Genomic DNA, 26,257 nt, shown 5'->3' on the forward strand with positions numbered 1-26,257 from the left:
ATGTGTATTGTATACAATCAATAGTGCGATATGTAAAGAAAAACTTGTCTCAAGAGTCAGGAATGTTATTCTTGGTAACCAGGATTAAGGATGTTTAGCCTTATCATCGCTGCTGCTTTGCATCGGCGAGCTGTCTTTCAGTAAGATGGCAATAGCTTTATGTATACAAAGAAAGGCCGGCCAGCCGGTGATTCCGACGGTGCACAGGGCTGTTGCTACCAATCAGGAGGGTGCCTCAGGCACGAATCTATATGCATGGTTATTTAACAACCCACGTTCTCGACTCTGCCCATGGTTGCCCCGGGCACGATATTCTCGTATCGCTGTATCGAATCGACGGGGAACAGCGGACGCTGTTGAACGAAGTGAAAACCAATGACGATGGTCGTTGTGATCAGCCGTTGTTGGCAGGTGAGGATTTCCAGGCAGGCGTATATGAACTGATCTTCAATGCTGGGGATTACTACCGCAACAGAGGTGTGGAGTTGCCTACGCCGGCGTTTCTGGATCAGGTGGTGTTGAGATTTGGCTTAGCCGATGAGGATGAGCATTACCATGTGCCGCTACTGATTTCGCCCTACAGCTATTCGACCTATCGGGGCAGCTGACCCGCGAAGTCCATTGAAGCTGATAAAACCGCCAAGCTTGTGCTTAGGCGGTTTTTTTATGCCTGTTTGTAGATTCCTTAGTGTCGGTCCGGCCTACCTGAGTAATGCAGCCGCGCCGGCGCTGGCAAATAGCCCGGCACAAAGGCGATTAAACAGCTGCATATTCTTTGCCTGTTTCAGTACTGGGGCCATCAGGCGGGCGCAGTTGCCGTAAAACAGCTTGCAGGCCAGATCGATAACGCACCAGCTGGCGGCCACGATCAGCAGCTGGGTCGTCATCGACTGCTGCGGATCGATAAATTGCGGTAGGAAGGCGACGAAAAACAGAATGTCCTTGGGGTTGCTGATGCCGAGGCTGAAGGCGCGCCAGAACATCGCTTTGAAGCCGACGGCGGCTTGTTGGGCGCCCAGGTCGGCGGCGACATGCGAGCGTGCAGCACGCCAGGCCTGGTAGCCGAGGTAGATAAGGTAGAGCGCACCGATATAGCGGATCAGGGTAAACAGGTTTTCCGAGGCCAGTAGCAGAGCCCCCAGGCCGGTGGCCGAGGCGGTTAACAGGATCAGCGAAGCGCTGGTGCCGCCGATAAAGGCAGGGGCTGACTTGATAATCCCGTAGTTGAGGCTGTTGCTGATCATCAGCAGGGACAATGGGCCGGGAATCAGGATGACCAGCAGCGATGCGGAACAGAACAGCAGCCAGGTTTCGATTGTCATTGAGAATCCTTCAGGCATGAAAAAGCCCCCAGTGCGGGGGCTGTAGTTTATCGAAGTACTGCCTTTTACAGGAACATGAACTTCGCCATGAAGATCACCGTCAGCACGTAGATGCTCAGCGAGACATCCTTATGCTTGCCGCAGCAGAGCTTCAGTGCGGTGTAGGTCACAAAGCCCATGGCGATACCGTTGGCGATCGAGAAGGTCAGCGGCATCATCACCACGGTGATAATGGCAGGGATGGTGTTGGTGACATCATCCCAGTCGATCTCTTTCAAGCCGGTCATCATCAGCATCGCGACATAAACCAGGGCACCGCCGGTGGCGTAGGCTGGAATCATTCCGGCCAGCGGCGCCAGGAACATTGCGCACAGGAACAGGATGCCGACGGTCACTGCGGTCAGGCCGGTACGACCACCGGCAGCAACGCCTGAGGCACTTTCTACATAGCTGGTAACCGGCGGGCAGCCGAACAGGGTGCCGAATACGCTGGAGCTACTGTCTGCCTTGAGGGCTTTGCTCATGTTTTCGATGTAGCCATCTTCGCGGATCAGCTTGGCGCGGGTGGCGACGCCCATCAGGGTGCCGGCGGTATCGAACATGTTGACGAACAGGAAGGCGAGGATAACGCTGATCATGCCGACCTCGAAGGCGCCGCTAATATCCAGGGCCATCAGGGTTGGAGCGATGCTTGGCGGCATCGACATAATGCCGTTGTATTCCACCAGGCCCAGGCCCCAGCCGGCAAAGGTAACCACCAGAATGCTGATGATCACGGCGCCGAACACATTGTGATAGGTCAGGGCGATAATCATCCAGAAGCAGACGGCAGACAGCATAACCGCCGGGTCGGTAAAGGTACCCATCGATAGCAGGGTGGCCTGGTTGTCGACCACGACACCGGCGGTTTTAAGGCCGATCAGACCCAGGAATAGCCCGACCCCTGCGGTCATGGCGTAGCGCATGCTCATCGGAATACTGTTGAGCAGCCACTCACGAATCTTCCAAATACTGAGAATGGTAAAGATCACGCCGGATATAAACACGGCACCCAGTGCGACCTCCCAGCTGTAGCCCATTTCGCCGACCACGGTGTAGGTGAAGAAGGCGTTCAGGCCCATGCCTGGAGCCAGGCCTACCGGCCAGTTGGCGTACAGGCCCATCAGGAAACAGGCCAGGGCGGCACCGATACAGGTGGCGACAAAGGCGGCACCATGGTCAATCCCGGCATCCGCCATGATGCTGGGATTGACGAAGATGATATAGCCCATCGTCACGAAGGTTGTCAGGCCGGCGATAAGCTCGGTCTTTACACTGGTCTTATGCTCTCTGAGCTTGAAGAATTGGTCGAGTAGCCCTCGATTGGACTGGGTACTGTTGGGTATTGCTGATTGTTCTTGTTGAATGCTTTCCACAACTTTGCTCCTTGAGTGAGTTTGGGAGGGCGTTATTTTTATTGGGGACCCTATACCGTGTTGTGTTTCAATCCCTGGAAACGAGGCACTATCCTGAAATTGTGCTTAAAACTAGTATCGTTTGTATACAATAAAAGTCAACCTGAGAGTCAAGAAATCGGTATATATGACAAATATAAATAGAAAGATTGAAAGAATGGGTGGTTTGATCTGGTAAAAAGCTGGAAGTTGGCTCAAAGGACTGCGATTTTGGCGATGCCAATAATATTCTTTAGTGTGTACAATAATGGGCGCTATTCCACCTAGAATTTGCAGCAATAAGGTTTGATTAGACGATGACGAGTCAAAAGGCACTGTCCACTACCGAAAGCGGCCGTAAAGTAAAACTGACCCAGGATGAGCAGGTGTATGCTCATATCTTTGATGCCATTCTGGAGCAACGGCTCGCCCCGGGTACCAAGCTGAATGAGGAGTCACTGGGCGAGATTTTTGGCGTTAGCCGAACCATTATTCGCCGAGCGCTATCACGGTTAGGCCATGAACAGGTGGTTGTCCTTCGTCCTAATCGGGGGGCGGTGGTAGCAAGTCCGACCACTGAGGAAGCCAAGCAGATTGTCTATGCTCGCAGGATCGTAGAGAAGGCGGTAACCGAGCTGGTAATAGAGCATTCGACCCCTGAGCAACTCAGATTGCTGCGCAAACAGGTACAGGAAGAGCAGCAGTGCTTTGTCCAAGGCGACAAAGGGGCGGGGATCCGGCTGTCCGGTGAGTTCCATCTGAAAATGGCCGAGATGGCGAACAATCCTCCACTGTTAAGCTTCCAGCGTAGCCTGGTTTCTCAGTGCTCACTGATTATTGCTCAGTTTGAACTGAGCAATCAGTCTCACTGCTCTTACGACGAGCATTTTGAGCTGATTGATGCGATTGAGCGCAAGGATAAAGACAAGGCGGTGAGTCTGATGATGCACCACCTTGATCATATCGAAGACAAACTGAACTTGGATGAAGAGCCTGCTTCAGACAACCTTCGTGAAGTCTTTTCCAATGTGCTGGGCAACAAAAGCTAGCGGTCATTAACGTTGATGGACTGAGCGCCCCATTGCGAAGGTTTCGCTGATGGTACGGTCATCGCCCAGCGTCATCAAAACGAACAGTCTCTCCTCCAGCTCTTTGGCCTGGGCCATGCGATAGCTCATCAGCGGCGTGGCGTTGTAATCGAGCACCACGAAGTCGGCTTCTTTACCGATGCTAAAGTTGCCGATTTTATCGTCCAGTTTCAGTGCCTGGGCACCGCCCAGCGTGGCCAGGTAGAGTGATTTAAACGGGTTCAGCTTCTCCTGCTGCAGTTGCATCAACTTGTAGGCCTCGTTAAGGGTCTGCAGGATGGAGAAGCTGGTGCCGGCTCCGACATCGGTACCCAGTCCCACCTTGATGTTATGCGCTTCCATCTTCGGCAGATTGAACAGACCGCTACCCAGGAACAGGTTGGAAGTCGGGCAGAAGGCAATAGCCGAGTCGGTTTCCGCCAAACGTTCGCACTCGCAGTCGGACAGGTGAACTCCGTGAGCCAGCACCGAGCGCTCGCCCAGTAGCTCGTAGTGGTCATACACATCCAGGTAGCCGCTTCGCTCGGGGAACAGTTCTTTTACCCATTCGATCTCTTTTTTGTTTTCGGACAGGTGGGTGTGCATGTAGAGATCGGGGTATTCGCCCAGCAGCTGTCCGGCTACCGCTAGTTGTTCCCCGGTGCTGGTGGGGGCAAATCTTGGGGTGACGGCGTAGTGCAGACGGCCCTTGCCGTGCCAGCGCTCGATCAGAGCCTTGCTCTCCTTGTAGCTGGATTCGGGAGTATCGGTCAGGTAGTCCGGGGCGTTGCGGTCCATCATCACCTTACCGGCGATCATTCGCAGATCACGCTGCTCGGCCGCTTCGAAAAAAGCATCGACCGATTCCGGATGAACGGTGCCGAATACCAGCGCAGTGGTGGTGCCGTTGCGCAGCAGCTCGGTCAGGAATATGTCGGCGACACCGGCGGCGTGCTCTTTATCCTGAAAGTGTTGTTCGGTCGGAAAAGTGTAGTTGTTGAGCCAATCTAGCAGCTGCTCTCCGTAAGCGGCGATCATGCCGGTCTGCGGGTAATGGATGTGGGTATCGATGAAACCGGGGCACAGCAGACTGTCTTTATGCTCGGTTACCTGAGCAGCAGCGGGAAGGCCTGGCAGCAGCTTTTCGGCCTCTCCGACGGCGGCAATGCGGCCATCCTCGATAACCAGCAGACCATCATCAAAATACTGGTAGGAGTTTTCGATGCCGAGTTTGGCAGGGTCGCCCAGGCTGTGGATCAGGGCGGAGCGGTGCGCGTGCACTGTTGAGGTAGCATCTGTTGCTGACATGGCTCAGGTTCTCTACGGCTTGCAGTAATAGGGTATCAAGGGTGGGGTGATCAGATCGCCAGACGATCGACCACCTGTGTTTGTACGGGCGTCTGGTCTGTCTGACTGCCAAAGCCCGCGTTATAGTTGGCGATCACTTCGCCGGCGATCGACACCGCTATTTCGGCGGGGAGTTTGCCTTTGACATCGCTGACACCCATCGGGCAGATCATCCGGTTCAGTTGTTGATCGCTGTAACCTTTGGCTTTTAGCCGGTGTTCGAATTTCTTGCGCTTGGTTTTGGATCCGATCAGGCCGTAGTAGTCGAAATCGTCACGGTCGAGAATCGCTTCCGTCAGCTCCTGGTCGAGCTGGTGATTATGGGTCATGACGATGAAGTAACTGCCCGCGGGCATGTTGTCGACTTCGTCGACCGGAAACTCGTTGACGACTTTTTCGACTCCCTCTGGGATCTGCTCGGGAAATTCCTCCTCGCGGGAATCTATCCAGCGTACCCGGCAGGGCAAGGTAGCGAGAATAGCCACCAGGGCGCGTCCCACATGGCCAGCCCCGAACAGGGCGATCTGGGTGGTATTGGTCCCCAGCGGTTCAAACAGCAAGGTGGTGGCACCACCGCAGCACTGGCCAAGGCTGGCACCCAGCGAGAAACGTTCCAGTCTTGGCTGCTGCTGTTTGTTGGTCTGTGCCTCTTCGAGCATCTGGCGGGCGATCTTGATCGACTTGTACTCCAGGTGGCCGCCGCCGATGGTGTCGAACAACTGCTCTTGGGTGACGACCATCTTGGCGCCGGCGTTGCGTGGAGTAGAGCCTTTCTCGTCGACTACGGTGATCATCACCGCGGGGGTGCCTTCGGCTTCAATCTGAGCCAGGGCGTTGATCCAGTTGGTGCTCATAAGATCGCTCCTGTGATTCTCTGCTTGCCTAAGCGGTTGTTAAACCGTTTCCAACTCTGCAGGTTCTGCCGTAGCACGAGTGGTTTCGGCGCTGTGCTGCTTGATCGCCTCGACCGCCCAGAGCACCCGCTCTGGGGTGGCCGGTGCGTCGATTCTGGGGCTGACGCGGTAGTCCGCCAGGCTGGCGATGGCATCCTTGATCGCGCAGAACACCGAGATACCCAGCATGAAAGGCGGTTCGCCCACGGCCTTGGAGTGGAATACGGTGTCCTCTCTGTTCTTGCGGTTTTCGACCAGTTTGACCCGGAAATCGACCGGCATATCGGCCACGGCCGGGATCTTGTAACTGGCAGGTCCTGAGGTCATCAAACGACCTTGGTCGTTCCAGACCAGCTCTTCGGAGGTTAGCCAGCCGGCACCCTGGACGTAGGCCCCTTCGATCTGGCCAATATCGATAGCCGGGTTCAGCGAAGCGCCGACGTCATGGAGGATATCGGTTCGTAGAATCTTGTATTCGCCGGTCAGGGTGTCGACCACCACTTCTGAGCAGGACAAGCCGTAAGCGAAGTAGTAGAAAGGTCGGCCACGGGCATTGTCGCGGTCGTAGTAGATCTTCGGGGTGCGGTAGAAGCCGGTGCTCGACAGCGAGATCTGGTGGAAGTAGGCCAGCTGGATAAACTCGGCAAACGGCAGCACTTCATCACGGATCAGGACATGGTTGTTGGCAAAACGCACGTCCTCTTCGGTGACATTGAAATGGTGGGCGGCAAATACAACCAGGCGCTGTTTGATGGTCTGGGCGGCGTTCTGCGCCGCTTTACCATTGAGGTCGGCTCCCGAAGACGCGGCGGTTGGCGAGGTATTGGGTACCTTGTCGGTATTAGTCGCGGTGATCTGGATGTTGTCGAAATCGACCTGGAACTCCTCGGCGACGATCTGCGCCACCTTGGTGTTGAGGCCCTGACCCATTTCGGTGCCACCGTGATTCAAATGGATGCTGCCGTCGGTATAGATATGAATCAGGGCGCCGGCCTGGTTGAGGAAGGTTGCCGTAAACGAGATGCCGAATTTAACCGGGGTCATCGCCAGGCCTTTCTTCAGGATCGGGCTGGTTGCGTTGTAAGCCCGGATCGCTTCACGGCGGGCATGGTAGTCGCTGCTGGCTTCCAGCTCGGCGATCATCTCCGGCAGCTGGTTATCCTCGACCTGCTGGTAGTAATGGGTGGTGTCGCGGCCCTGATCGGCATCGCTCAATGGCTGACCGAAACCGTTAACCCCGTTCATGCCGTTGTAAAGATTGTGCTTGCGCACTTCCAGCGGGTCTTTACCCAGCTGGCGGGCGATATCGTCGAGAATAATCTCCGGCATGATCAGCCCTTGGGGGCCACCAAAACCACGGTAAGCGGTGTTCGACGCGGTGTTGGTTTTGCAGCGGTAACCGGTGATGGTGGCATCGCCCAGGTAGTAGCTGTTGTCAGAGTGGAACATGGCCCGGTCGATAATCGAGTTGGACAGGTCTGGAGAGTAGCCGCAGTTGCCGGCCAGCTTCATTTCGCAGCCGGTAATGCGGCCGTTATCGTCAAAACCGACATGGTATTGGTTGAAGAACGGATGACGCTTACCGGTCATCATCATGTCTTCCATGCGGGGCAGGCGCATTTTGGTGGGGCGGCCGGTCAATTTGGCGACCACCGCGGCCATACAGGCCGGTGCCGCGGCCTGCGTTTCTTTACCACCGAAACCGCCGCCCATGCGACGCATGTCGATCTGGATCTTGTTGAACGGAACGTCCAGCACCTCGGCGACCAGTTTTTGTACCTCGGTCGGGTTCTGGGTCGAGGTGTAGACGATCATGCCGCCGTCTTCGGTGGGGATCACCGATGAGATCTGGGTCTCCAGGTAAAAGTGCTCCTGACCGCCGATATGAACACTACCCTGGATGCTGTGCTTGGCGTTCGCCAGGGCGCTCTGTGAATCGCCGCGGACATGCTGGTGCGGCTGGTCGATATAGTGCTCTTGCTCAAGCGCCTGCTCGACGGACAGCACCGCGTCCAGCTCCTCGTATTCAACGATCGCGGCCATGGCCGCTTTGCGGGCGGTTTCATGGTCGTTGGCGGCTACGGCCAGTACCGGCTGGCCGTAAAACTCGACTTTGCCGTCGGCCAGTAGTGGATCGCCGGGCATGATCGCGCCGATATCCAGCAGGCCGGGTACGTCTTTGGCGGTGATGGTGATAGCCACACCGGGGAAGTCGTAACAGGGGCTGACATCCAGTTTGGTGATCTTGGCATGGGCGTGCTCGGACAGGCGGGCATAGACATGCAGCTGGTTGGGAAACTCCAGCCGGTCATCGATATAAACCGCTTCGCCGCAGACCTGCTTAACAGCGCTGTCGTGTTTGACGCTACGGCCGACGCCGGTTTGCAGTTCCTGCTTGGCCTGGCTCAGCATCTGTTCTGGGGTGAGTTTGTTGCTGTGGTGATTAGACATGTGCGCTGCCCCCTGTCTGAGTGGTTACTGAGCGAGGCTCCGGGATATAGCTTTGGACAACTGAATCGCTGAATACGCGGCTGTCGGTGGCCGGTTCATCCAGTTCGACGAAGTAGCGGGTCAGCATGTTGGTGGCGGTTAGCATCCGATACTCTTTGGACGCTCTGAAATCGGAGATCGGGGCGAAATCGTTCGCCAGTGCCTGTTTGGCTTGCTTGATGGTTGCTGCGTTCCACGCCTGGCCGGTCAGTGCGGCTTCGCAATGCTGCGCCCGTTTCGGGATTGCGGCCATGCCACCGAAGGCGACCCGGGCGTTGTGGATAACGCCATCTTTGATGGTGAGGTTGAAGCAACCCAATACGGCCGAGATATCATCGTCGATCCGCTTGGAAATTTTGTAGCTACGGAAGGCTTCGTTGCTGGCGACACGGGGTACCACCACTTTCTCGATAAACTCACCCGGCTGCTGGGCGGTGACCTTGTAGTCGATAAAGTAATCTTCGAGCTTGATGGTTCGGCTGCCATTGCCCTGGCGTAATACCACTTCGGCATTGAGGGCGATCAGCGCTGGAGGGGAATCACCGATAGGGGATGCGTTGCCGATATTGCCGCCCAGGGTGCCTTGGTTACGGATCTGCAGCGAGGCAAAGCGGTGTAGCAGATTGCCGAAATCGGGGAAATCGTTTGCCAGTGCTTTATAACAGTCGGTCAGCGGGGCTGCTGCGCCCAGCTCAATGCGGTCATCGTGCACGGTGACCTGTTTCATCTCGGCGATATCACCGACATAGATCAGGGTCTCCAGCTCGCGGTGGAACTGGGTCACTTCCAGTGCCAGGTCGGTACCCCCGGCGACCAGACGGGCGTCGGGATTCTGGCTCAGAAGCTCGGCCAGCTCCGCGATGGAACGCGGGTTGTGAGCCTGCTTGCTGCCATCGTTCAGTTGCGGCTGCTCTTCGATCTGCAGCGCGCGTAGGCGGGCAACGGTTTGGGCATGATCACGGTCGAACTGATCTTGCCGGGTGTTCTGGTACATCGACTCGGCCGCATCGACGATCGGGCGGTAGCCGGTACAGCGACACAGGTTTCCGGCTAGGGCTTCTTCGATCTGCGCCTTGTTGGGGTCGGCGATGTTTTTGCCCAGGGCAAACATCGACATGACGAAGCCGGGGGTGCAAAAACCGCATTGAGAGCCGTGTTGATCGACGAGGGCTTGTTGGGCCGGGTGAAGCTGGCTCCCCTCTTTGAGGTCTTCAACCGTGATTAGCTGCTTGCCGTGCAATGCGGACAGAAAGGTCAGGCAGGAGTTGATGCTCTTATAGCGGATATCCTCGCCATCCAGCTCTCCTACGACGACGGTGCAGGCACCACAGTCCCCTGACGCACAGCCTTCTTTGGTACCTGTTTTACCAGCTTCGGTTCGCAGGTATTGAAGCACGGTCATGTTCGGGTCGATGGACTCTTCTACCCGCAGCTCGCGATTGAGCAGGAACTTAATCATCGCGGATCTCCTTTTGTACTTTTTATAGATCGAAAATCGTATACATTGATTTAAGCAAAAAGCTGACTTTCAAGTCAAGAAGATATTTCAGCCGTCTTGCAAATGAGTTGTCACGCGTTCATAGCGACAACGGTTCTATGGCAAACATTTGCTATGGGCTTAATGCCAGTCTAGGCCTTCGCGGGGAGAGTCAGGGCAAAGACTGGCGATCAGAGGGGGAGTGGCGTTAGCCGCAGCTAAAGCGAGCTGGGCGGCTTCGCCGAAGCCGGTGAAGGGTTAATCCTGAAGAATGTACTGGAGCAGGGAAATGACCTGATCCGTGGTCTGAGCCCAGGCCATGGCCGAGGCGTCGACCTCTTTCAGAGGGTGAATCAGCTCGTCGCTATGCAGCGTGATATAGGGTGTTCTCAGGGCTGCGCAGTAGCCGGCGTCAAAGGCCGCGTTCCATTGGCGGTATTTATCGCCGAAGCGGATGACGGCCAGGTCGGCCCGGTCGATCATGTGCTGGGTACGAATCAGATTGACCTTGGATGACTTATGATCACGCCAGAAGTTGTCTGCTTCTTCGCCTAGAACATCGCCTGCCGCGTCACTGGCATCGTGATCCGTCACCGGTGAGAGCACCAGGATATCCAGCCCGAGTACCTGGATGCCCTGCTTGATCTCTTCTCGCCATTGGCTGTGTATTTCGCCCGAAAGGTAGACCGTATAACTCACGGAAATCTCCTGTTTATCGTTGGTATGAGGTGCCATAAGCCTTGATGGGCGAGAATGCCCGCCAAGGCCTAAAGCGCTAGACATGCGCCGATGGTTACGGCTGCCTGGTCAGATGTATTCGAGTGCGTCGATACTGCTGAGCGGGTAGTGACCGGGGTAGTCTTTGGAAGCGGCGCCGCTTTCCACAGCGGCTTTGGCCACCGCATCGGCCACCACGCCTAGCAGGCGAGGGTCGTTGGGTTTGGGGATGATGTAGTCCGGTCCGTAACTGATCTCGTCGATGCCATAGGCGTCCTTGACCGTTTGGGGAACCGGCTCTTGGGCCAGATCGGCAATGGCCCGAACCGCTGCCATCTTCATCTCTTCATTGATATAGCGGGCTCTGACATCCAGCGCGCCGCGGAAGATGTAGGGGAAGCAGAGCACGTTATTAACCTGGTTCGGGTAGTCGGAACGGCCTGTGGCCATGATCAGGTCAGAGCGGGTGGCATGGGCAATCTCCGGTTTGATTTCCGGGTCGGGGTTGGCGCAGGCAAAAACGACGGGTTGCGGCGCCATAGAACTCAACATCTCCGGGCTAACCATGTCGGGGCCGGCCAACCCCAGGAAAACATCGGCACCTTCCAGGGCATCGGCCAGGGTGCGTTTATCGGTGCCGATAGCGGCAAAGATCGCCTTTTCTGGGGTTAGATCGCCACGGCCGTCATGGATGACCCCGCGGCGGTCAACCATGTAGATGTTGTGGCGTCGAACACCGGAATTGATCAGCAAGCGCATGCACGCCGTTGCGGCGGCTCCGGCTCCTAAACAAACCACTTTGGCTTCGTGAATATCTTTACCCGCGATCTCCAGTGCGTTCAGCATCCCGGCAGCGGTCACGATAGCGGTGCCGTGTTGATCGTCATGGAATACAGGGATATCGCAGCGGGAGATCAGCTGGCGTTCAATTTCAAAGCATTCCGGGGCTTTGATGTCTTCGAGGTTGATCCCCCCAAAGGTGTTGGCGATACGCGCGACCGTGTCGATAAAGGCCTGCGGGCTCTCGGCATCCACTTCAATGTCGATAGAGTCGACACCGGCGAACTTCTTAAATAACAGGGCCTTACCTTCCATTACCGGCTTGCTGGCCAGAGCCCCCAGGTTGCCTAAGCCCAGAATCGCCGAGCCATCACTGATCACCGCAACCAGGTTGCCTTTAGCGGTGTATCGATAAGCGTTTTCAGGCGACTCGTGGATCGCTTTCACCGGTTCGGCCACTCCCGGGCTGTATGCCAGCGCTAAGTCGTTGGCGGTATTGGCCGGGGTTGTGAGCTCGATACTGATCTTTCCGGGGCGAGGCTGTGAATGATAATCCAGCGCTCTCTGCGATAAGGGCTTGTTCATAGGCTGCTCATTTACACTGTGTTAGGTTGTTGTTTGTATCCAGGTCTGGTAGTAATTGTATACATAGTATTTTGAGCCTGTAAATCCATCAGGGATGACCGGGTGCTGAAGGAGTGGCTGTCCCTGATGCTTGGTGGCAGGCCAAAAACTCTGACGGACTACTGGTCGGGTCGCGTTCGGGGGTTAGGGCGTTTCGGCTAAAAAGACGGGAAGGGGCGCAAGCCAATGAGCGCTGATCGTCGTTAGCGGCGGTGATTATTTGCGGCTTCGTTAACCGGTTTGAGAAACCTGTAACAGCTTAATAAATAACTCTGTTTCTGCTGAGGGCTAGTTAATGACGGTAAAACAAAAACTACTTCTGACTACCAGTGTCGCGTTGATATTGGCGGTGACAGTAGTGACGATCATGGCGAGTCAGGTAGCGAGTTCGGCGATTGAGAAACGGCTTAATACGGTCGAGTTGCCCGCCGTGCTGGAGTCGGTTTCCAGAGGGATAGAAAAGAGCCTGGTCGGGCCCATTACAGTGGCGCGAAGTATCGCCACCCATCCTCGTTATATCGAGTTCCTGCGCTCGTCAGAACCACCCCGGCAGGTTGCGGACCTGTCCCAGTTTCTGGCGGCGATTAAGCAGGAATTCCAAGCGATCACCGCGTTTTATATCTCGGTTGATAGCGGGAGCTACTATACCGATCAAGGCGTCTTTAAAACGCTATCGAAAGCAAACCCTCGTGATGACTGGTTTTATGGATTTGTAGCGAGTAATCAAGACTATGAACTCTCTCTGGATATAGACGAGGTAAGCTCGCAAACAACGCTGTTTATCAATTATGCCGTGCGTTCAGAAGGTCGGGTTGTAGCGGTTGCCGGCATAGGGCTGGCGTTCAGCGAGATGGCCGACATGATCAGGCAATTCAGGATTGGTGAGCACGGTGGAGTGATGCTTGCCGATGCCTCGGGAACAGTAAAACTGCACCGTGATAAAGCGATGCTGGGGCGTTCGCTCAGTCAGCGATTAGGCATCGACTTCTCCGAAAATAGCCATCCAGATGAGACAGCCGTTCAACGGATTAACGACGAGCACGGCGATAACCTGGTAGCCGTTAAATACTTGAATCAACTGAACTGGTTCGTGGTTGCCGAGATCCCTGCGCAGGATGTCTACGGGGCCATCGACAAAGCGACCGTACTGCTGGCATCCGTGGGTGCGGCAATCACGCTGGGCTTTGTGTTGATCACTACCGGGATGATCAACAAAATGATGCGGCCGCTAAACCAGGTGGCGGCGATGCTTGAAGAAATTTCTCAAGGTGACGGCGATCTGACCCACCGTTTGAACATTAGTCAGCGCGACGAAGTGGGCAGGTTAGCCGGCGGTTATGACCGGTTTGTTGACTCGCTGGACGGCGTTTTGCTGCAGGTCAGAAAGGTCAGCGTATCGTTATCCAAGTCGATCGCATCGATCGATTCACAGATCACCAATATCAATACCGATGTGACAGAGCAGCAGCATCAGACGGCTCAAGTCGCTACGGCTATCCTGGAGATGGGGCACACCGTCCAGGAGATCGCCGGTAACGCTACTCAAGCGTCGCAACGATCCAGCGCTGTCGAGCAGGATTCTCAACAAGGACTGAAAGCGGCGCAGACGGCTGTAAAGCAGGTGGAAGGCATGGAGCAACAGATCCAATCGACCGCGACGGTGATTGAACGCTTGGCTGCGGATACGGCTTCGATCGGCACGGTACTGGAGGTGATTCGGAGTATCTCGGAACAAACCAACCTGCTGGCGCTAAATGCAGCCATTGAGGCTGCCCGTGCAGGAGAGCAAGGGCGCGGTTTTGCCGTCGTTGCCGATGAAGTCAGGACATTGGCACAGCGTAGCCATCAGTCGACAGAAGAGATTGAGCGCATCATCGACAAGCTGCAGTTGAGCGCAAAAGAAGCGGTTTCAGCGATGCAGGATGGGGTCAGCGCGGCTGGGCAAACGCAGCAAGAAGCGCTTGAGTCGGGGCAGCGGCTCTCGTTGATATCGAACTCGGTCAAGCAGATGAGCGATATGAACCTACAAATAGCGGCTGCAACCGAACAGCAAAGTACGGCTGTTGAAGAAGTAAATGTCGCGGTTACAAGTATTGCAGACATTGCCAAGACCAACGCCAACTACTCTGATCAAGTGAGCCGAGACTGTGAAGATTTACGTAATCAGGCTCGGTTACTGATGGAGTTGGTGTCGCATTTCAAGTTGAGTGAAAACGGGTAACGGTAATGCATTCGAGCACTTTGTCACCCGGTAAGGTAGGAGATTGGGTCTCGGAACCTGGGCGGCGGTTATTGTGCTAGATCCTTAAACCGCTCCAGCCACTGCTGGTTATGCTGTTCCGGAGTGCAGGCGCCACTGAGTAGCTCCGGCGTCGCGCGACGGCCGCGTTCGCGTAGGAAGGAGCGGAAGTCCGGGTCGGCCAGGAAGTTGCCGATCCGTTCGATCTCATCGGCGGCAGCGATGATACCTTCCGGGGTCAGCTTGCCGCGGTTGGCCGGTTCGATAAAGTCGCCGGGGCGGGTCCGCAGTTGGGCGGCGATCGCCTGCAAGCGGTTTGAGGTCAGCGGGTGGGTCTGACGCGGTGATCCGGGCACCAGCGGGTCGCGCATACTGACGGCGGAGAACCAGACCGTGGCTCCCAGCGGCGGCAGACGCATCCGTCGCAACACCCGCATGGCGAATTGATCGGCCTCGGCTTCCTGGGCCTGGGCCTGCTTGGCGCTGATCTGATCATAGCCGCGATGTCGGTGGTGTAGATGCCCCAGCTCGTGCAACAGGATAAACGCCAGCGCCGACTTCAGAATCTTCTGCGATACGTCGTCGACATAGTCATCCAGCTTGTAGGCCTGGTTGGGCACCTTCAATGCCGGCAGTGGCGCGGGGAGTTTACGATCGCTGAAATCCAGCGCGGCGACATAGTCGAACAATGACTCTTTGTTGCAGCCGAATCGCTCAAACCAGGCGATGGCGATGGCCAGGTCATCCAGAAATTTGACCGACAGCGTGGGGATCAGCATCAGTCCAGCGTCGGCACTGGCAGAGAACTCAAACGGATCCTTCCAGCGATCCGGCGGTTGCAGCAGGGTCACCCGCTGCAGGGTTTCCAGCTCACCGCCGAGCAGGTACTGGGCGATATCCTCAAACAGCACCGCCTCGATATTGGCCGAGTAGATCCCGTTGGCGCGCTGCAGCTCCTCGGCAGAGTAGAGGGTGCGGTAGTCGCGGGCCTGGACCTGCAGCGCCAGTAACATGGCCACCAGGATCAAGGTCAGCCGATTCTTGACCCCGCTCATTGGCACTTTCTTTAACCCGCTCATTGGCATTCAGCGGCGGTGGCGTTGAACAGGCTGCGAAGCTGGAAGGGCGCTTCAGGCGTCGGGCCGGCGTTGCCCAGCAACTCGGTTGGCCCCCAATCGTCCTCGTTCCAGACCGACAGCAGCAAGGCCCGTTTGGCATCGATCAGGGCCAGTGCCAGTTGGTCCTGCTGGATCGGATCGAGATCGGCAGGAAGCAGCTGTTGAGCGCAATTCAGGGCTTCGATGCTGGTCAGGGCGCGGTTGCGTTGCTGCGGTGTTGCTTGTCCCGCTCCTGTCTCAGCATTTGAGCCGCTGATACCGGTAAAGCTGGCCACTGGGACGGGGGTGTTGGCCTGGGCGGTTGCCGACTCAGTGCTGTTAACTGGGGTCGTGTTTGCGGTGGGCAGGCTGACTTTGATCGGCGTGGTCAGCGAGTAGTAAAGCACCAGCGAGCCGAAGGCGGCAAAGAAGATCCCGGGGCCGACCCGTGATAGCACGATCTTGACCCCGGGCAGCTCCAGCTGACCTTCGTGACTGCGCTCAAACGGCAGATGAAAGAACAGTCGGTAGCCGAAGAAGATCGAGACCCCGGCGATCAGCACCACGGTGATCCGCTCGATCATCCGCAGAGTAACGATGGTATCGTCCATAATCTAAGCCTTTAGCGTATCGGTACTTTTTGCCTTGAGTTATTGGCCGCTACGGCTTGAGATCTTCGGCCTGACTGGGTTTACTTGTTTGTTAAGTCTGCCCGAGCGGTTAACCATCGTGTTGTTTCGTCACGGTTAAGCCACTCTCGGCTAGACTGGCACATACTGAGCGTAAGGATAGATGAACTTGAGGGGAACCCGATGAACAGAGCAATGGTAGCCGCGATCGTGTTATCGGTTGCGGGTATGAGCAGCCAGGCCCAGGCGGCCAAATTTGATCCGTCGGAATCGCTGGCCAACTTTCAGCCCGAGTTGAGCGAAGAGTTTAAGCAGCTGTTGCGAGAGGGGGATGTGGAAGCCGGGGCGGACTTCTTCGAGCGTAAATGCGCCAATTGCCACGATGTCGCCAAGGATGGGATTCACAACAAGGGGCCGCTGTTGTGGAACCTGTTTGGGCGCAAGGCCGGTAGCATTAAGGAGTTCGAGTATTCCGAGGCGATGATCAACTCCGGCCACAGCTGGGACTATGCCACCATCAACTATTATCTGACTCGGACCGATCGCGCGGTACCCGGTCGGATCATGAACTTCCGAGGTATCCGCAAGGACAAGCAGCGCGCTGATCTATTGCTGTACTTGCGTCAATTCAACGATAACCCGCCCGCGTTGCCTTAATTCAGGTAGCAATTCAGGCAACCATTCAGGCAGCGACAAGCGGGTTGAGTCGAACTAGATAAGCCTCTATCAGCCGATGCTGGGCAGCAGCTCGGTCGGCATAAAGCGGTTGTAGATGCCCTGACAGATCAGCTGCTTGGCGGCCTCGATATCGGGGGCGAAGTAGCGATCTTGATCGTAGAAGGGCACCGCTTCACGCAGCAGGCCCTTGGCCTGCTCCAGCGCTTCGGAGCTGTGCAGCGGGGCGCGGAAGTCGATCCCCTGGCACGCAGCCAGCAACTCCACCGCCAGAATTCCGCCCACGTTGTCGGCCATGTCGGTCAACCGACGGGCCGCGTAGGTGGCCATCGATACATGGTCCTCCTGGTTGGCCGAGGTCGGCAGACTGTCGACCGAGCCCGGATGGGCCAGCGACTTGTTCTCGCTGGTCAGCGCTGCCGAAGTCACCTGGGCGATCATAAAGCCCGAGTTCAGCCCGCCGTTTTCCACCAGAAACGGCGGCAGCTTGCTGAGGTTGGAGTCGATCAGCAGCGCCATCCGACGTTCCGACAGCGAGCCGATCTCGGCCAGCGCCAGCGCCAAGTTGTCGGCCGCCATCGCCACCGGCTCGGCATGGAAGTTACCCCCGGACAGAATGTCACCGATATCGGTAAACACCAGCGGGTTGTCCGACACTGCGTTGGCTTCGGTCAGCAGGGTGCGGGCGGCGTTACGGATCTGCTCCAGGCAGGCACCCATAACCTGGGGCTGGCAGCGCAGCGAATAGGGATCCTGCACCGATTCACAGTTGCGGTGCGAATCTTCGATCTCGCTGTGGTCCAGCAGCGAACGGTAAGCGGCCGCCACATCAATCTGACATTGATGACCACGGGCTTCGTGAATCCGGGCATCGAACGGCTTGCGGCTACCCAGCGCCGCTTCGACGCTCAGGCCGCCGCAGATCACCGCGGTGGCAAACCGATCTTCGGCGGCGAACAGCCCCTGCAGCGCAAACGCGGTGCTGGCCTGGGTGCCGTTCAGCAGCGCCAATCCCTCTTTCGGGCCCAGCGTGATCGGATCGAGGCCGGCGATCTTCAGACCCTCGGCGCCGGACAGACGCTCGCCCTTGTAGGTCACTTCGCCTTCGCCGAGCAATACGGTGCTCATATGGGCCAGCGGTGCCAGGTCGCCTGATGCGCCGACCGAACCTTTCTGCGGTACGCAGGGGTAGACCTCGGCGTTCAGCAGTTGGATCAGCGCTTCGATCACGCTCAGGCGGATGCCGGAGAAGCCGCGCGCCAGCGAGTTGATTTTCAGCACCATCAGCAGGCGGACGCTGGAGTCTTCCATCATCGCCCCGGTACCGGCGGCGTGGGACAGCACGATGGAGCGTTGCAGCAGTTCCAGCTCGGCGTTGTCGATCCGGGTGTTGGCCAGCAGACCGAAGCCGGTGTTGATGCCGTAGACGGTACGGCCGTCACGGATCACCGCATCGACGGTTTCGACCGAGGCTTCGATGGCCGCGCGGGCCTCTTCGGCCAGGCTCAGCTTGACCGGGTTCAGGTTGATCTGACGTAGCGTGGCCAGATCCAGTCGGCCGGGGTTGAGGGTCAACTCGTACATCAGTTGGCCTCCTTGTCAGCGGTATCGGACAGCATCGGCAGGTCCAGCCCCTGCTCGCGGGCGCAATCCTTGGCGATGTCGTAACCGGCGTCGGCATGGCGCATCACGCCGGTACCTGGATCGTTCCAGAGCACCCGTCCCAGACGCTTGGCGGCCGCGTCGGTGCCGTCGGCGACGATCACCACGCCGGCGTGCTGGCTAAAGCCCATGCCGACCCCACCACCGTGGTGCAGGCTGACCCAGGTGGCGCCACCGGCGGTATTGAGCAGCGCATTGAGCAGCGGCCAGTCGGATACCGCGTCGCTGCCGTCGAGCATCGATTCGGTTTCGCGGTTGGGGCTGGCCACCGAGCCGGAATCGAGGTGGTCACGGCCGATCACGATCGGCGCCTTAAGCTCACCGTCGGCAACCATCTGGTTGAAGGCCTGAGCCAGACGGGCACGATCCTTCAGGCCGACCCAGCAGATACGCGCCGGCAGCCCCTGGAACTGAATCCGCTCGCGGGCCATGTCGAGCCAGTTGTGCAGGTGCGGATCGTCCGGGATCAGCTCCTTCACCTTGGCGTCGGTCTTGTAGATATCTTCTGGATCGCCGGACAGCGCAACCCAGCGGAACGGGCCGATCCCTTCGCAGAACAGCGGCCGGATATAGGCCGGAACAAAGCCGGGGAAGTCGAAGGCGTTTTCGATCCCTTCCTCGAACGCCATCTGGCGGATGTTGTTGCCGTAATCCAGCGTGGCGGAACCGCGCTGTTGCAGGGTCAGCATCGCTGCGACCTGAACCGCCATCGACTGCTTGGCGGCTTTGACCACACCCGCTTCGTCGAGCTTACGCTGCTGGGCGGCCTGCTCCAGGCTCCAGCCTTGGGGCAGGTAGCCGTTCAACGGATCGTGGGCGCTGGTCTGGTCGGTGGTGACATCGGGGGTGATGCCGCGCTCGACCAGCTGCGGGAAGATGTCGGCGGCGTTGGCCAGCAGACCGACCGAGATCGCTTTGCCGTCGGTCTTGGCCTGGTCAATCATCGCCAGCGCCTGATCCAGCGTGGTGGCTTTAAAGTCGAGGTAGCCCGAGCGCAGGCGGAAGTCGATCCGGGTTTCGTCCACCTCAACCGCCAGCATCGAGAAGCCCGCCATGGTGGCGGCCAGCGGCTGAGCACCGCCCATGCCGCCCAGGCCACCGGTCAGAATCCAGCGACCGGCCGCTTTGCCGTCAAAGTGCTGTTTGGCCACGGCGACGAAGGTTTCGTAGGTGCCCTGGACGATGCCCTGGGAGCCGATATAAACCCAGGAACCGGCGGTCATCTGGCCGTACATCATCAGGCCTTTGCGATCGAGTTCGTTGAAGTGCTCCCAGTTGCCCCAGTGGGGAACCAGGTTGGAGTTGGCGATCAGCACCCGCGGCGCGTCCGGGTGGGTCTTGAACACGCCGACCGGCTTGCCGGATTGAACCAGCAGCGATTCGTCGTCTTCCAGACGCTGCAGCACCTCGATGATCTTGTCGAAGCATTGCCAATCACGGGCCGCACGGCCGATGCCGCCGTAGACCACCAGCGCCTGGGGGTGTTCGGCCACCTCCGGGTCGAGGTTGTTCATCAGCATTCGCATCGCCGCTTCGGTCAGCCAGCTCTTGCAACGCAGGGTGGAGCCGTGGGGCGCGCGGATCTCGCGGCTGGGATCGAGACGGGGATCGCTGTTTGTTGAAGAGCAGGGTTGGACGATCTGGTTCATAGCATTCTCTTCTATCTTGTCGTTCTTGTTTGGGTGGTAAGGGTGTTTGGGGTTTGGTGTTGAGATCGTGCGACGCCGTTATAGCGGTCGCAGCAGTCGATGGATCAGTCGGGATGCAACCCGGGCACTGTGGCCATCGACATCGAAACGGGGGTTGAACTCGGCCAGGTCGATCAATCGCAGCTTAGGTCCGGCCAGGCGCCGGGCGTGATCGATCAGGGTTTCGAGCAGCTCCAGCGGCAGCCCACGGGGGGCCGGGGCGCTGACGCCGGGCATCACCGAGGCTGGCAGCACATCCAGGTCGATGGTCAGGTAGAGCGCGTCTAGTGGCTCGATAAACTGCTCTAAGAGCTCCAGTGCCGGTTGCAGCTGCCAGCCGTTGATCTGGTCGTCACGCAGGTAGCGGACCCCGAGTTGGTCGGCGCGCTGGAACAGGGCTTGGGTGTTGGCGCAGTCGCTGATACCCAGGCAGGCGTAATGGAACGGCTTTTGATGCGCCTGACACCACTCGGCGGCCTGCAGGAATGGGGTGCCGGAGCTGGGCTGCTGGTCGTGTCGCAGGTCGAAGTGGGCATCAAAGTTGAGGATGCCGACGGGGCCTTGGTGCTGGTCGGCCGCATAGCGGGCCAGCCCCAGGTAGCTGCCGTAAGCGATCTCGTGGCCACCGCCTATCAGCACCGGCAGGTGGGCCTGTTGCAGCAGCAGCTCGACGGCCGCGGCCTGCTGTTGCGACAGCTGTTCGAGCTGATCATCGAGACAGTGCAGGTTGCCGCAGTCGTACAGCGGCGTCTGCAGTTGCCAGGCCAGGTTAGCCAGCGCCACCCGAACCGTGTCGGGACCGTTGACCGCACCGACACGTCCCTGATTGCGTCGTACGCCTTCGTCGGTGCAGATTCCTAGCAGCGCAACGCCGGGATCGGCATCGGCCATCGCGTCCAGTGTCGACGGTTGCACCTGCTGATGCCAGCGCGGTGCCGGGCCGGTTTCGTGGCTGTCGATCCGGCCCTGCCATAGCGCCGGATTAGCCTGGCTGTAACTTTGGCTGGTTAATGTTGCACTCGATAGGTTTTGATCAGACATGGTCAGCCCCCCTTATCCGTGCGATGCCAGCGAGCTCAGCGAGTGCTGAGCATGGTGGATCGATGCCGGTTGGCCGTTGAAGATCCGCAGTGCCAGCCGGTCTGGACCGAACTCGTAGGCCAGCTGGGCCGGGTGATCGAGATCCCACAACAGCAGGTCGGCCTGCTGCCCCGGACGGATCATCCCGACCTGGCGGCTCAGCCCCAACGCCTTGGCGGCGTGGCGGGTGACGCCGGTCAGGGCTTCTTCCGGGGTCAGGCCGAACAGCACGCAACCCTGGTTCATCATCAGTCGCAGCGAAGCCAGCGGTGAGCTGCCGGGGTTGCAGTCGCTGGCCAGTGCCATCGGCACACCGGCCTGGCGCAGCGCCTCGATCGGTGGCATTTGGGTTTCTTTGAGGAAATAGAACGCGCCGGGCAGCAGGCAGGCCACGGTTCCGGCCGATCGCATCGCTTTGATACCGTCGTCGTCCAGGTACTCCAGGTGGTCCACCGACCAGGCGCCGAACTCGGCCGCCAGAGCCGAACCGCCCAGATTCGACAGCTGCTCGGTATGACCCTTGATGCCGAGTCCATGTTGTTTAGCCGCTTCGAACACTCGACGGCATTGGGCCGGGCTGAAGGCGATGGATTCGCAGAACACGTCCACCGCATCGGCCAGACCTTCTTCCACCACTTTCGGCATCAGCTGCTGGCAGATCATGTCGATATAGCCGTCGGCGTTATCCCGGTACTCCGGCGGCACCGCATGGGCGGCCAGTAGGGTGGTGCGGATGCGTACCGGTAACAGCTGTTCCAGCTGGCGAGCGGCGCGCAGCATCTTCAGCTCATCGTCCAAAGTCAGGCCGTAACCGGATTTGATCTCAACTGTGGTGACGCCTTCGCGGCACAGCGCCGTCAGCCGGGGCAGGGCCTGCTCGATCAAGCCGCTCTGATATAACTCGCGGGTGGCGCGGACGGTGCTGAGAATGCCGCCGCCGGCGCGGGCGATCTGTTCGTAACTCTGGCCCTGCTGGCGGGCTTCGAACTCCTGGGCGCGGTTGCCGCCGTAGATCAGGTGGGTGTGGCTGTCGATCAGGCCGGGGGTGAGTAGTCGACCGGCAGCGTCGATCAGGTTGCCTTCGAACTGCTTAGGGTTCACCTCGCTGCTCGGGCCAACCCACATGATCTTATCGTCACCGATCAGCACCGCGTGGTTGTCCAGCATCCCATAGGGTTGCGTATGGGTCGGGTCCAGACTGGCCACCCGGGCGTTGATGATCAAGCGACCGTGGGTGTGCGGGCGAGAGGTTTGAGTGTTGTTGATTGACTGCATCATGGCGCCGATTATTTCGCAGTTTGTTTTAAATGTATATACAAATATATACAATTGTTTTGGGTAAAGTATCCCTTGCTCTCAGTATAGGGGAGCTGTGAGTGAATCCTGCGGGGGATCGTGACGCCTGCTGCCGATCATCTAACGTCAGGATTTGTGTACAGATTCCCGAGCTCAGGCATAATAGCCGCCAGTCAGGCACAGGAGTGCGAGTCGATGCCCAGGGTTCAACCCCGTTACAAAGCGATCCGATCTTATCTGGAGGAGGCGATCCGCAACCGCGAGTTCGTCGCCGATCAGCAGATCCCCACCGAGATGGCGCTGGCCGAGCGCTTCGGCGTCAGCCGGATGACCGCCAACAAGGCGATCGCCGAGCTGGTGGCCGAAGGCTACTTGGTCCGTCACCAGGGCTTGGGGACCTTTGTCGCCGAAGTGCGGGCTGAATCTCCGTTGTTGGAGATCCGCAATATCGCCGATGAGATCCGCGATCGGCGCCATGTCCACAGCAGCGAACTGCACCGACTCGAGGCCGTGGCCGTGGATGCGCCGACGGCGCTTCGATTGGGGGTTCGCGAAGGCCAGCAGGCGTTCCACTCGTTGATCGTGCACCGCGAGAACGGCATTCCGATCCAGCTCGAAGAGCGCTTTGTGCGGCCCGAGATCGCACCGGACTACCTGCAGCAGCGCTTCGAGGATAAAACTCCGAGCCAATACCTCAGCGAGCTCTACCCGCTGTCGGAGATGGAGCATATCGTCGAGGCGATTCTGCCGGACACCGAGACCTCCAAACTGCTGGAGATCGACACCACCGAACCCTGCCTAAGGGTTGATCGGCGGACCTGGTCGGATCAGAAGCTGGTCAGCTGTGCCCGGCTGATCCATCCCGGCAGCCGCTACCGCCTCAGCTCACGCGGTTGAAACCAATATTCGACAACGTTGAGACAGCGTAGAGAGCGCTTTGAGACCGTTTTGAGTCCCGGCTGAGCTGATCCCTGCCAAAAATATGGAACTAAAAGCCCCGAATTTTTGACATTCGTCAGACTTTTATTGGATGTTGTCAGGCAGGGGTTGGGTGGCATGACGTGTTGAATTAACCTGCATCTAATCACTCCCTTAGTCCGTCGCCAGCGACGGGCCTTTGTTTCTGTAGGAAGTCTGTCGATAACGGATTTATGGCAAGCGCAGATTACAGTCATCTGGTCCATATTAAGGACCACTCAGAATTGGCGCTCTACGAGCTGATACCCAATGTGGTGTGGGTGTTCGATATCGACCGTCATGGTTGGTGGTGGGGCAATCAACCGGCGCTGGATTTCTGGAAACTCGATTGCCTCGACGATCTGATCAACAAGGACCTGTCCGGTGATTCCCAAGGCGCGCGGGACCGCACCGTGCAGACCTTCGACCTGGCCGCCAAGAACGGCCTGACCATCGACCCCTGGACGACTTACCCCAACGGCAAGCCCAAGACGCTGCATATGATGCACCGCGCCGTGCTGGTTGGTCCGGAGCGCCACCGCGCCATCATCGCCTACATCAATGAAGAGGTGAATCTGGGCGAGTCGCCTGAGAATCTGCTGCTGGCCGAAGCGATGCGCTACACCTCGGTGCTGGTCACCAGCTTTACCCTGGAAGGCACTCCAGTGGTCGAAAACCCAGCCGCGACCCAGGCCTACAAATCCCTCAATGCCGAGCAGTTGCCGGAAGGTGTAAACCTGTTTACGGCGCGATTTGCCAACTTGGACGAGGGCGAAGCCTGCATGCAACAGGCCCTGGATGATCAGGGCGGGCGTTGGACCTACAACATGAAAACCGATGCGGGCCTGCGCAAACACACCCTCGATATCCGCATGACCCGCCATCCACTCAATGGCGACTGGCTGTTTATGGTGGCCGAATACGACGTGACCCCGCTCCACCAAGCCCTCGACGCAGCCCACGAAGCCAAGGACGAGCTGCACCGCTTGGCCCACTACGACGCCCTGACCGGCCTGCCCAGCCTGCGCCTGCTGGAAGCCCGCTCGCAATCGCTGATCGCCCAGGCCGAACGCCACGGCCAGCAACTGGCGGTGATGTTTATCGACCTGGACGGCTTTAAAGTCGTCAACGACACCTGGGGCCATGACGCCGGTGATGCGGTGCTTAAGGAGGTGGCCCTACGCCTGGAAACGTGCCTGCGCGACAGCGACCACGTGGCGCGGGTGGGCGGCGATGAATTTATCGCGATGATCACCGATATCACCTCGCCGGAAAGCGTCGAAGTGGTGGCGCGCAAAATCATTGAAAGAATCAGCCTGCCGTTCGCGCTGAAAGAGTCCAACGAGCAAGCCCAGATCGGCGCCAGCGTCGGTATCGCGTTCTACCCGGAGCAGGGCCGCAATATGGAAATGCTGATTAAGGCCGCGGATCGCTCCATGTATCGGGTTAAAAAGCAGGGTAAGGGAGATGTGACCTTTGCTTGACTACCGTCAAGCCCAGATGTCAGTGAGAGGGACATTCAACAATCGCCGAGTTATATTCCTGCTGGTGAGTACGGGAATTTAGATCAACACCGTTCTTCACCATCACGAATCTAAGATCAGGGAGATCGTAACGATTAGCAGGGACAGCTTTTTTCAGACGTTTTCTTTCTTTGGCGGTCCGCGCATTGGCCAGCCGGGCGACCTGAGCCTGATATTTGTTGCCGCGTCGATAAATGGTTCTGTTCTTCATCCTTGGAAGGTAGACCAAGCTTGCAAGGTAGAGGTACCTTGCAAGGTCCGACTATTAAAATGTTAGCTATCTAAAGGAGTTCAGATGCTGAATTACATAATGGAAAACAAAGATTGGCTATTTTCTGGTGCTGGAGTAGCTGTAGTTACACTTATCCTTTCATTTTTTTTTAAACGTAAATCATTAGCCGAGCCGGACGCAATCCAGAATCAGCAGGTGGATATAAAGGAAGTTGAAAGTTTGCAGGGTGTTTCACCTATAGAGTTGACCGAAGTAGAAAAAGTGGCAAAACGGTTTCGGACTACTCTAGAGTTAATGAACGAAGGGAGGAATTATTCACAATTCACTATTCCTCAGCTGGCTCAATTAATGAAGCTTCACAAAATTAGCGAACTTGAAAATGTATTTACAGGCAGAACTGAGCCATCCTTTTCTTTCATAGAAGATTTTTGTAAGACATTTGGCGTGTGCAAAGAATGGCTTATTGAAGGAAAAGGTTCTCCGTATTCAAGTGATATGCCATCAAAAAGCGATCCTATGGATTATCTATCTCTTATTGAAGAAGTTAATCCCGAAAGCATCTATTTTGTAAAAGAAAACACTGATACAGCTCCTGCTTTTATCTTACTGAAAGTATCAAAGTGGAAATACCTGATCCTTAGTAGAACATGGCACATCAGCGATGTGGTAGGGGCTGGTGGACAAAGACAGCTCTATAGTTTCTACAATTTAATTAAAGAACTTCGCGACAAAAAAAGTTTGCATACAAGTTGTTGGGGATTGACTCTCAGTAAAGATGAGTTCAACTCTTTACTTTGTGGAGAAACATTTCCTGGGAAATATACTGATGCGGGTTTCTCAGAAGACCCTTGGTGGGATGACTTGACTGATATAGATCATAAATATCCGATAGCCGAAAACTATGAGCAGTGGCATGGAAAGAGCTTTATAAAAGCACAAGAAATTATTAAGTGGTATATGTCTGAGCGGAAGGCTAGCTAACAAGGCGCTGCTGTCGGAAAAATTTCCGCTGCGCTTCAATTTTTCCGC

General features: G+C 57.3%; 22 protein-coding genes. 7 read left to right on the forward strand and 15 right to left on the reverse strand.

The features are described from left to right. Positions 1-251: 251 nt before the first annotated feature. Positions 252-608: a hydroxyisourate hydrolase gene (gene uraH / locus DV711_RS09920; RefSeq protein WP_114695502.1), complete on the forward strand. Its 357-nt coding sequence runs from the start codon at positions 252-254 to the stop codon at positions 606-608. 93 nt (positions 609-701) lie between these two features. Here uraH and DV711_RS09925 read toward each other — a convergent pair whose 3' ends face one another. Then, positions 702-1,322: a LysE family translocator gene (locus DV711_RS09925; protein ID WP_114695503.1), complete on the reverse strand. Its 621-nt coding sequence runs from the start codon at positions 1,320-1,322 to the stop codon at positions 702-704. Between the two features lie 65 nt (positions 1,323-1,387). Next, positions 1,388-2,737, reverse strand: a complete 1,350-nt coding sequence (locus DV711_RS09930) for an NCS2 family permease (RefSeq protein ID WP_114695504.1) — start codon at positions 2,735-2,737, stop codon at positions 1,388-1,390. 335 nt (positions 2,738-3,072) lie between these two features. Between DV711_RS09930 and DV711_RS09935 the strand changes: the two genes are divergently transcribed. After that, positions 3,073-3,804 carry a GntR family transcriptional regulator gene (locus DV711_RS09935; RefSeq protein ID WP_114695505.1) on the forward strand — a complete coding sequence of 244 codons (732 nt, stop codon included), beginning with the start codon at positions 3,073-3,075 and terminating at the stop codon, positions 3,802-3,804. Between the two features lie 6 nt (positions 3,805-3,810). Here the strand turns inward: DV711_RS09935 and guaD are convergent, their stop codons facing one another. From guaD to DV711_RS09965, 6 genes are all read right to left on the reverse strand, one after another. Next, positions 3,811-5,130 (reverse strand): guanine deaminase, encoded by a 1,320-nt coding sequence (guaD, locus tag DV711_RS09940; protein ID WP_114695506.1) that lies wholly within the window; start codon positions 5,128-5,130, stop codon positions 3,811-3,813. Positions 5,131-5,180: 50 nt separating this feature from the next. After that, a complete protein-coding gene (gene xdhC / locus DV711_RS09945; protein WP_114695507.1) occupies positions 5,181-6,023 on the reverse strand; it encodes a xanthine dehydrogenase accessory protein XdhC in 843 nt (280 codons plus the stop codon). Between the two features lie 39 nt (positions 6,024-6,062). Continuing rightward, entirely contained in the window at positions 6,063-8,513 is a 2,451-nt protein-coding gene (gene xdhB / locus DV711_RS09950) for a xanthine dehydrogenase molybdopterin binding subunit (RefSeq protein ID WP_114695508.1), read from the reverse strand. Continuing rightward, positions 8,506-10,011 carry a xanthine dehydrogenase small subunit gene (gene xdhA, locus DV711_RS09955; RefSeq protein ID WP_114695509.1) on the reverse strand — a complete coding sequence of 502 codons (1,506 nt, stop codon included), beginning with the start codon at positions 10,009-10,011 and terminating at the stop codon, positions 8,506-8,508. Before xdhA ends, xdhB begins: the two co-directional genes overlap by 8 nt. A 276-nt stretch (positions 10,012-10,287) precedes the next feature. Beyond that, a complete protein-coding gene (locus DV711_RS09960; RefSeq protein WP_114695698.1) occupies positions 10,288-10,728 on the reverse strand; it encodes a YtoQ family protein in 441 nt (146 codons plus the stop codon). Positions 10,729-10,836: 108 nt separating this feature from the next. Beyond that, a complete protein-coding gene (locus DV711_RS09965) occupies positions 10,837-12,111 on the reverse strand; it encodes a malic enzyme-like NAD(P)-binding protein (RefSeq protein ID WP_114695510.1) in 1,275 nt (424 codons plus the stop codon). 334 nt (positions 12,112-12,445) lie between these two features. On the opposite strand from DV711_RS09965, the gene DV711_RS09970 reads away from it, so the two are divergent. Next, entirely contained in the window at positions 12,446-14,371 is a 1,926-nt protein-coding gene (locus tag DV711_RS09970) for a methyl-accepting chemotaxis protein (RefSeq protein WP_114695511.1), read from the forward strand. A 68-nt stretch (positions 14,372-14,439) separates the two neighbouring features. Here the strand turns inward: DV711_RS09970 and DV711_RS09975 are convergent, their stop codons facing one another. Then, positions 14,440-15,444: an ImmA/IrrE family metallo-endopeptidase gene (locus DV711_RS09975; RefSeq protein ID WP_165840067.1), complete on the reverse strand. Its 1,005-nt coding sequence runs from the start codon at positions 15,442-15,444 to the stop codon at positions 14,440-14,442. 20 nt (positions 15,445-15,464) lie between these two features. Next, the gene (locus DV711_RS09980) at positions 15,465-16,097 is read right to left on the reverse strand and encodes a hypothetical protein (protein ID WP_114695513.1); all 633 of its coding nucleotides are present in this window, start codon (positions 16,095-16,097) and stop codon (positions 15,465-15,467) included. Positions 16,098-16,298: 201 nt separating this feature from the next. On the opposite strand from DV711_RS09980, the gene DV711_RS09985 reads away from it, so the two are divergent. Then, positions 16,299-16,772 (forward strand): c-type cytochrome, encoded by a 474-nt coding sequence (locus tag DV711_RS09985; protein ID WP_114695514.1) that lies wholly within the window; start codon positions 16,299-16,301, stop codon positions 16,770-16,772. Positions 16,773-16,841: 69 nt separating this feature from the next. On the opposite strand, the gene hutH is transcribed toward DV711_RS09985, so the two are convergent. From hutH to hutI, 4 genes are all read right to left on the reverse strand, one after another. Continuing rightward, positions 16,842-18,374, reverse strand: coding sequence for a histidine ammonia-lyase (gene hutH, locus DV711_RS09990; protein WP_114695515.1), 1,533 nt, complete (start codon positions 18,372-18,374; stop codon positions 16,842-16,844). Continuing rightward, positions 18,374-20,101, reverse strand: coding sequence for a urocanate hydratase (gene hutU / locus DV711_RS09995; protein WP_114695516.1), 1,728 nt, complete (start codon positions 20,099-20,101; stop codon positions 18,374-18,376). Before hutU ends, hutH begins: the two co-directional genes overlap by 1 nt. A 78-nt stretch (positions 20,102-20,179) precedes the next feature. Continuing rightward, entirely contained in the window at positions 20,180-21,181 is a 1,002-nt protein-coding gene (gene hutG, locus DV711_RS10000) for a formimidoylglutamase (RefSeq protein ID WP_114695517.1), read from the reverse strand. Between the two features lie 12 nt (positions 21,182-21,193). After that, positions 21,194-22,495 carry an imidazolonepropionase gene (gene hutI, locus DV711_RS10005; protein ID WP_114695699.1) on the reverse strand — a complete coding sequence of 434 codons (1,302 nt, stop codon included), beginning with the start codon at positions 22,493-22,495 and terminating at the stop codon, positions 21,194-21,196. Positions 22,496-22,711: 216 nt separating this feature from the next. Here hutI and hutC point away from each other — a divergent pair, with 216 nt between their 5' ends. Next, positions 22,712-23,413, forward strand: a complete 702-nt coding sequence (gene hutC, locus DV711_RS10010; protein ID WP_114695518.1) for a histidine utilization repressor — start codon at positions 22,712-22,714, stop codon at positions 23,411-23,413. A gap of 254 nt (positions 23,414-23,667) precedes the next feature. After that, positions 23,668-24,957, forward strand: a complete 1,290-nt coding sequence (locus tag DV711_RS10015; RefSeq protein WP_114695519.1) for a GGDEF domain-containing protein — start codon at positions 23,668-23,670, stop codon at positions 24,955-24,957. Between the two features lie 19 nt (positions 24,958-24,976). Here DV711_RS10015 and DV711_RS19335 read toward each other — a convergent pair whose 3' ends face one another. Then, the gene (locus DV711_RS19335; protein WP_133297436.1) at positions 24,977-25,207 is read right to left on the reverse strand and encodes a hypothetical protein; all 231 of its coding nucleotides are present in this window, start codon (positions 25,205-25,207) and stop codon (positions 24,977-24,979) included. An 84-nt stretch (positions 25,208-25,291) separates the two neighbouring features. Here DV711_RS19335 and DV711_RS10020 point away from each other — a divergent pair, with 84 nt between their 5' ends. Further along, positions 25,292-26,209, forward strand: a complete 918-nt coding sequence (locus DV711_RS10020; RefSeq protein ID WP_114695520.1) for a hypothetical protein — start codon at positions 25,292-25,294, stop codon at positions 26,207-26,209. Positions 26,210-26,257 lie beyond the last annotated feature (48 nt).

It is taken from the genome of Motiliproteus coralliicola, assembly GCF_003345655.1.
Classification (GTDB): Bacteria; Pseudomonadota; Gammaproteobacteria; order Pseudomonadales; family Balneatricaceae; genus Motiliproteus; species Motiliproteus coralliicola.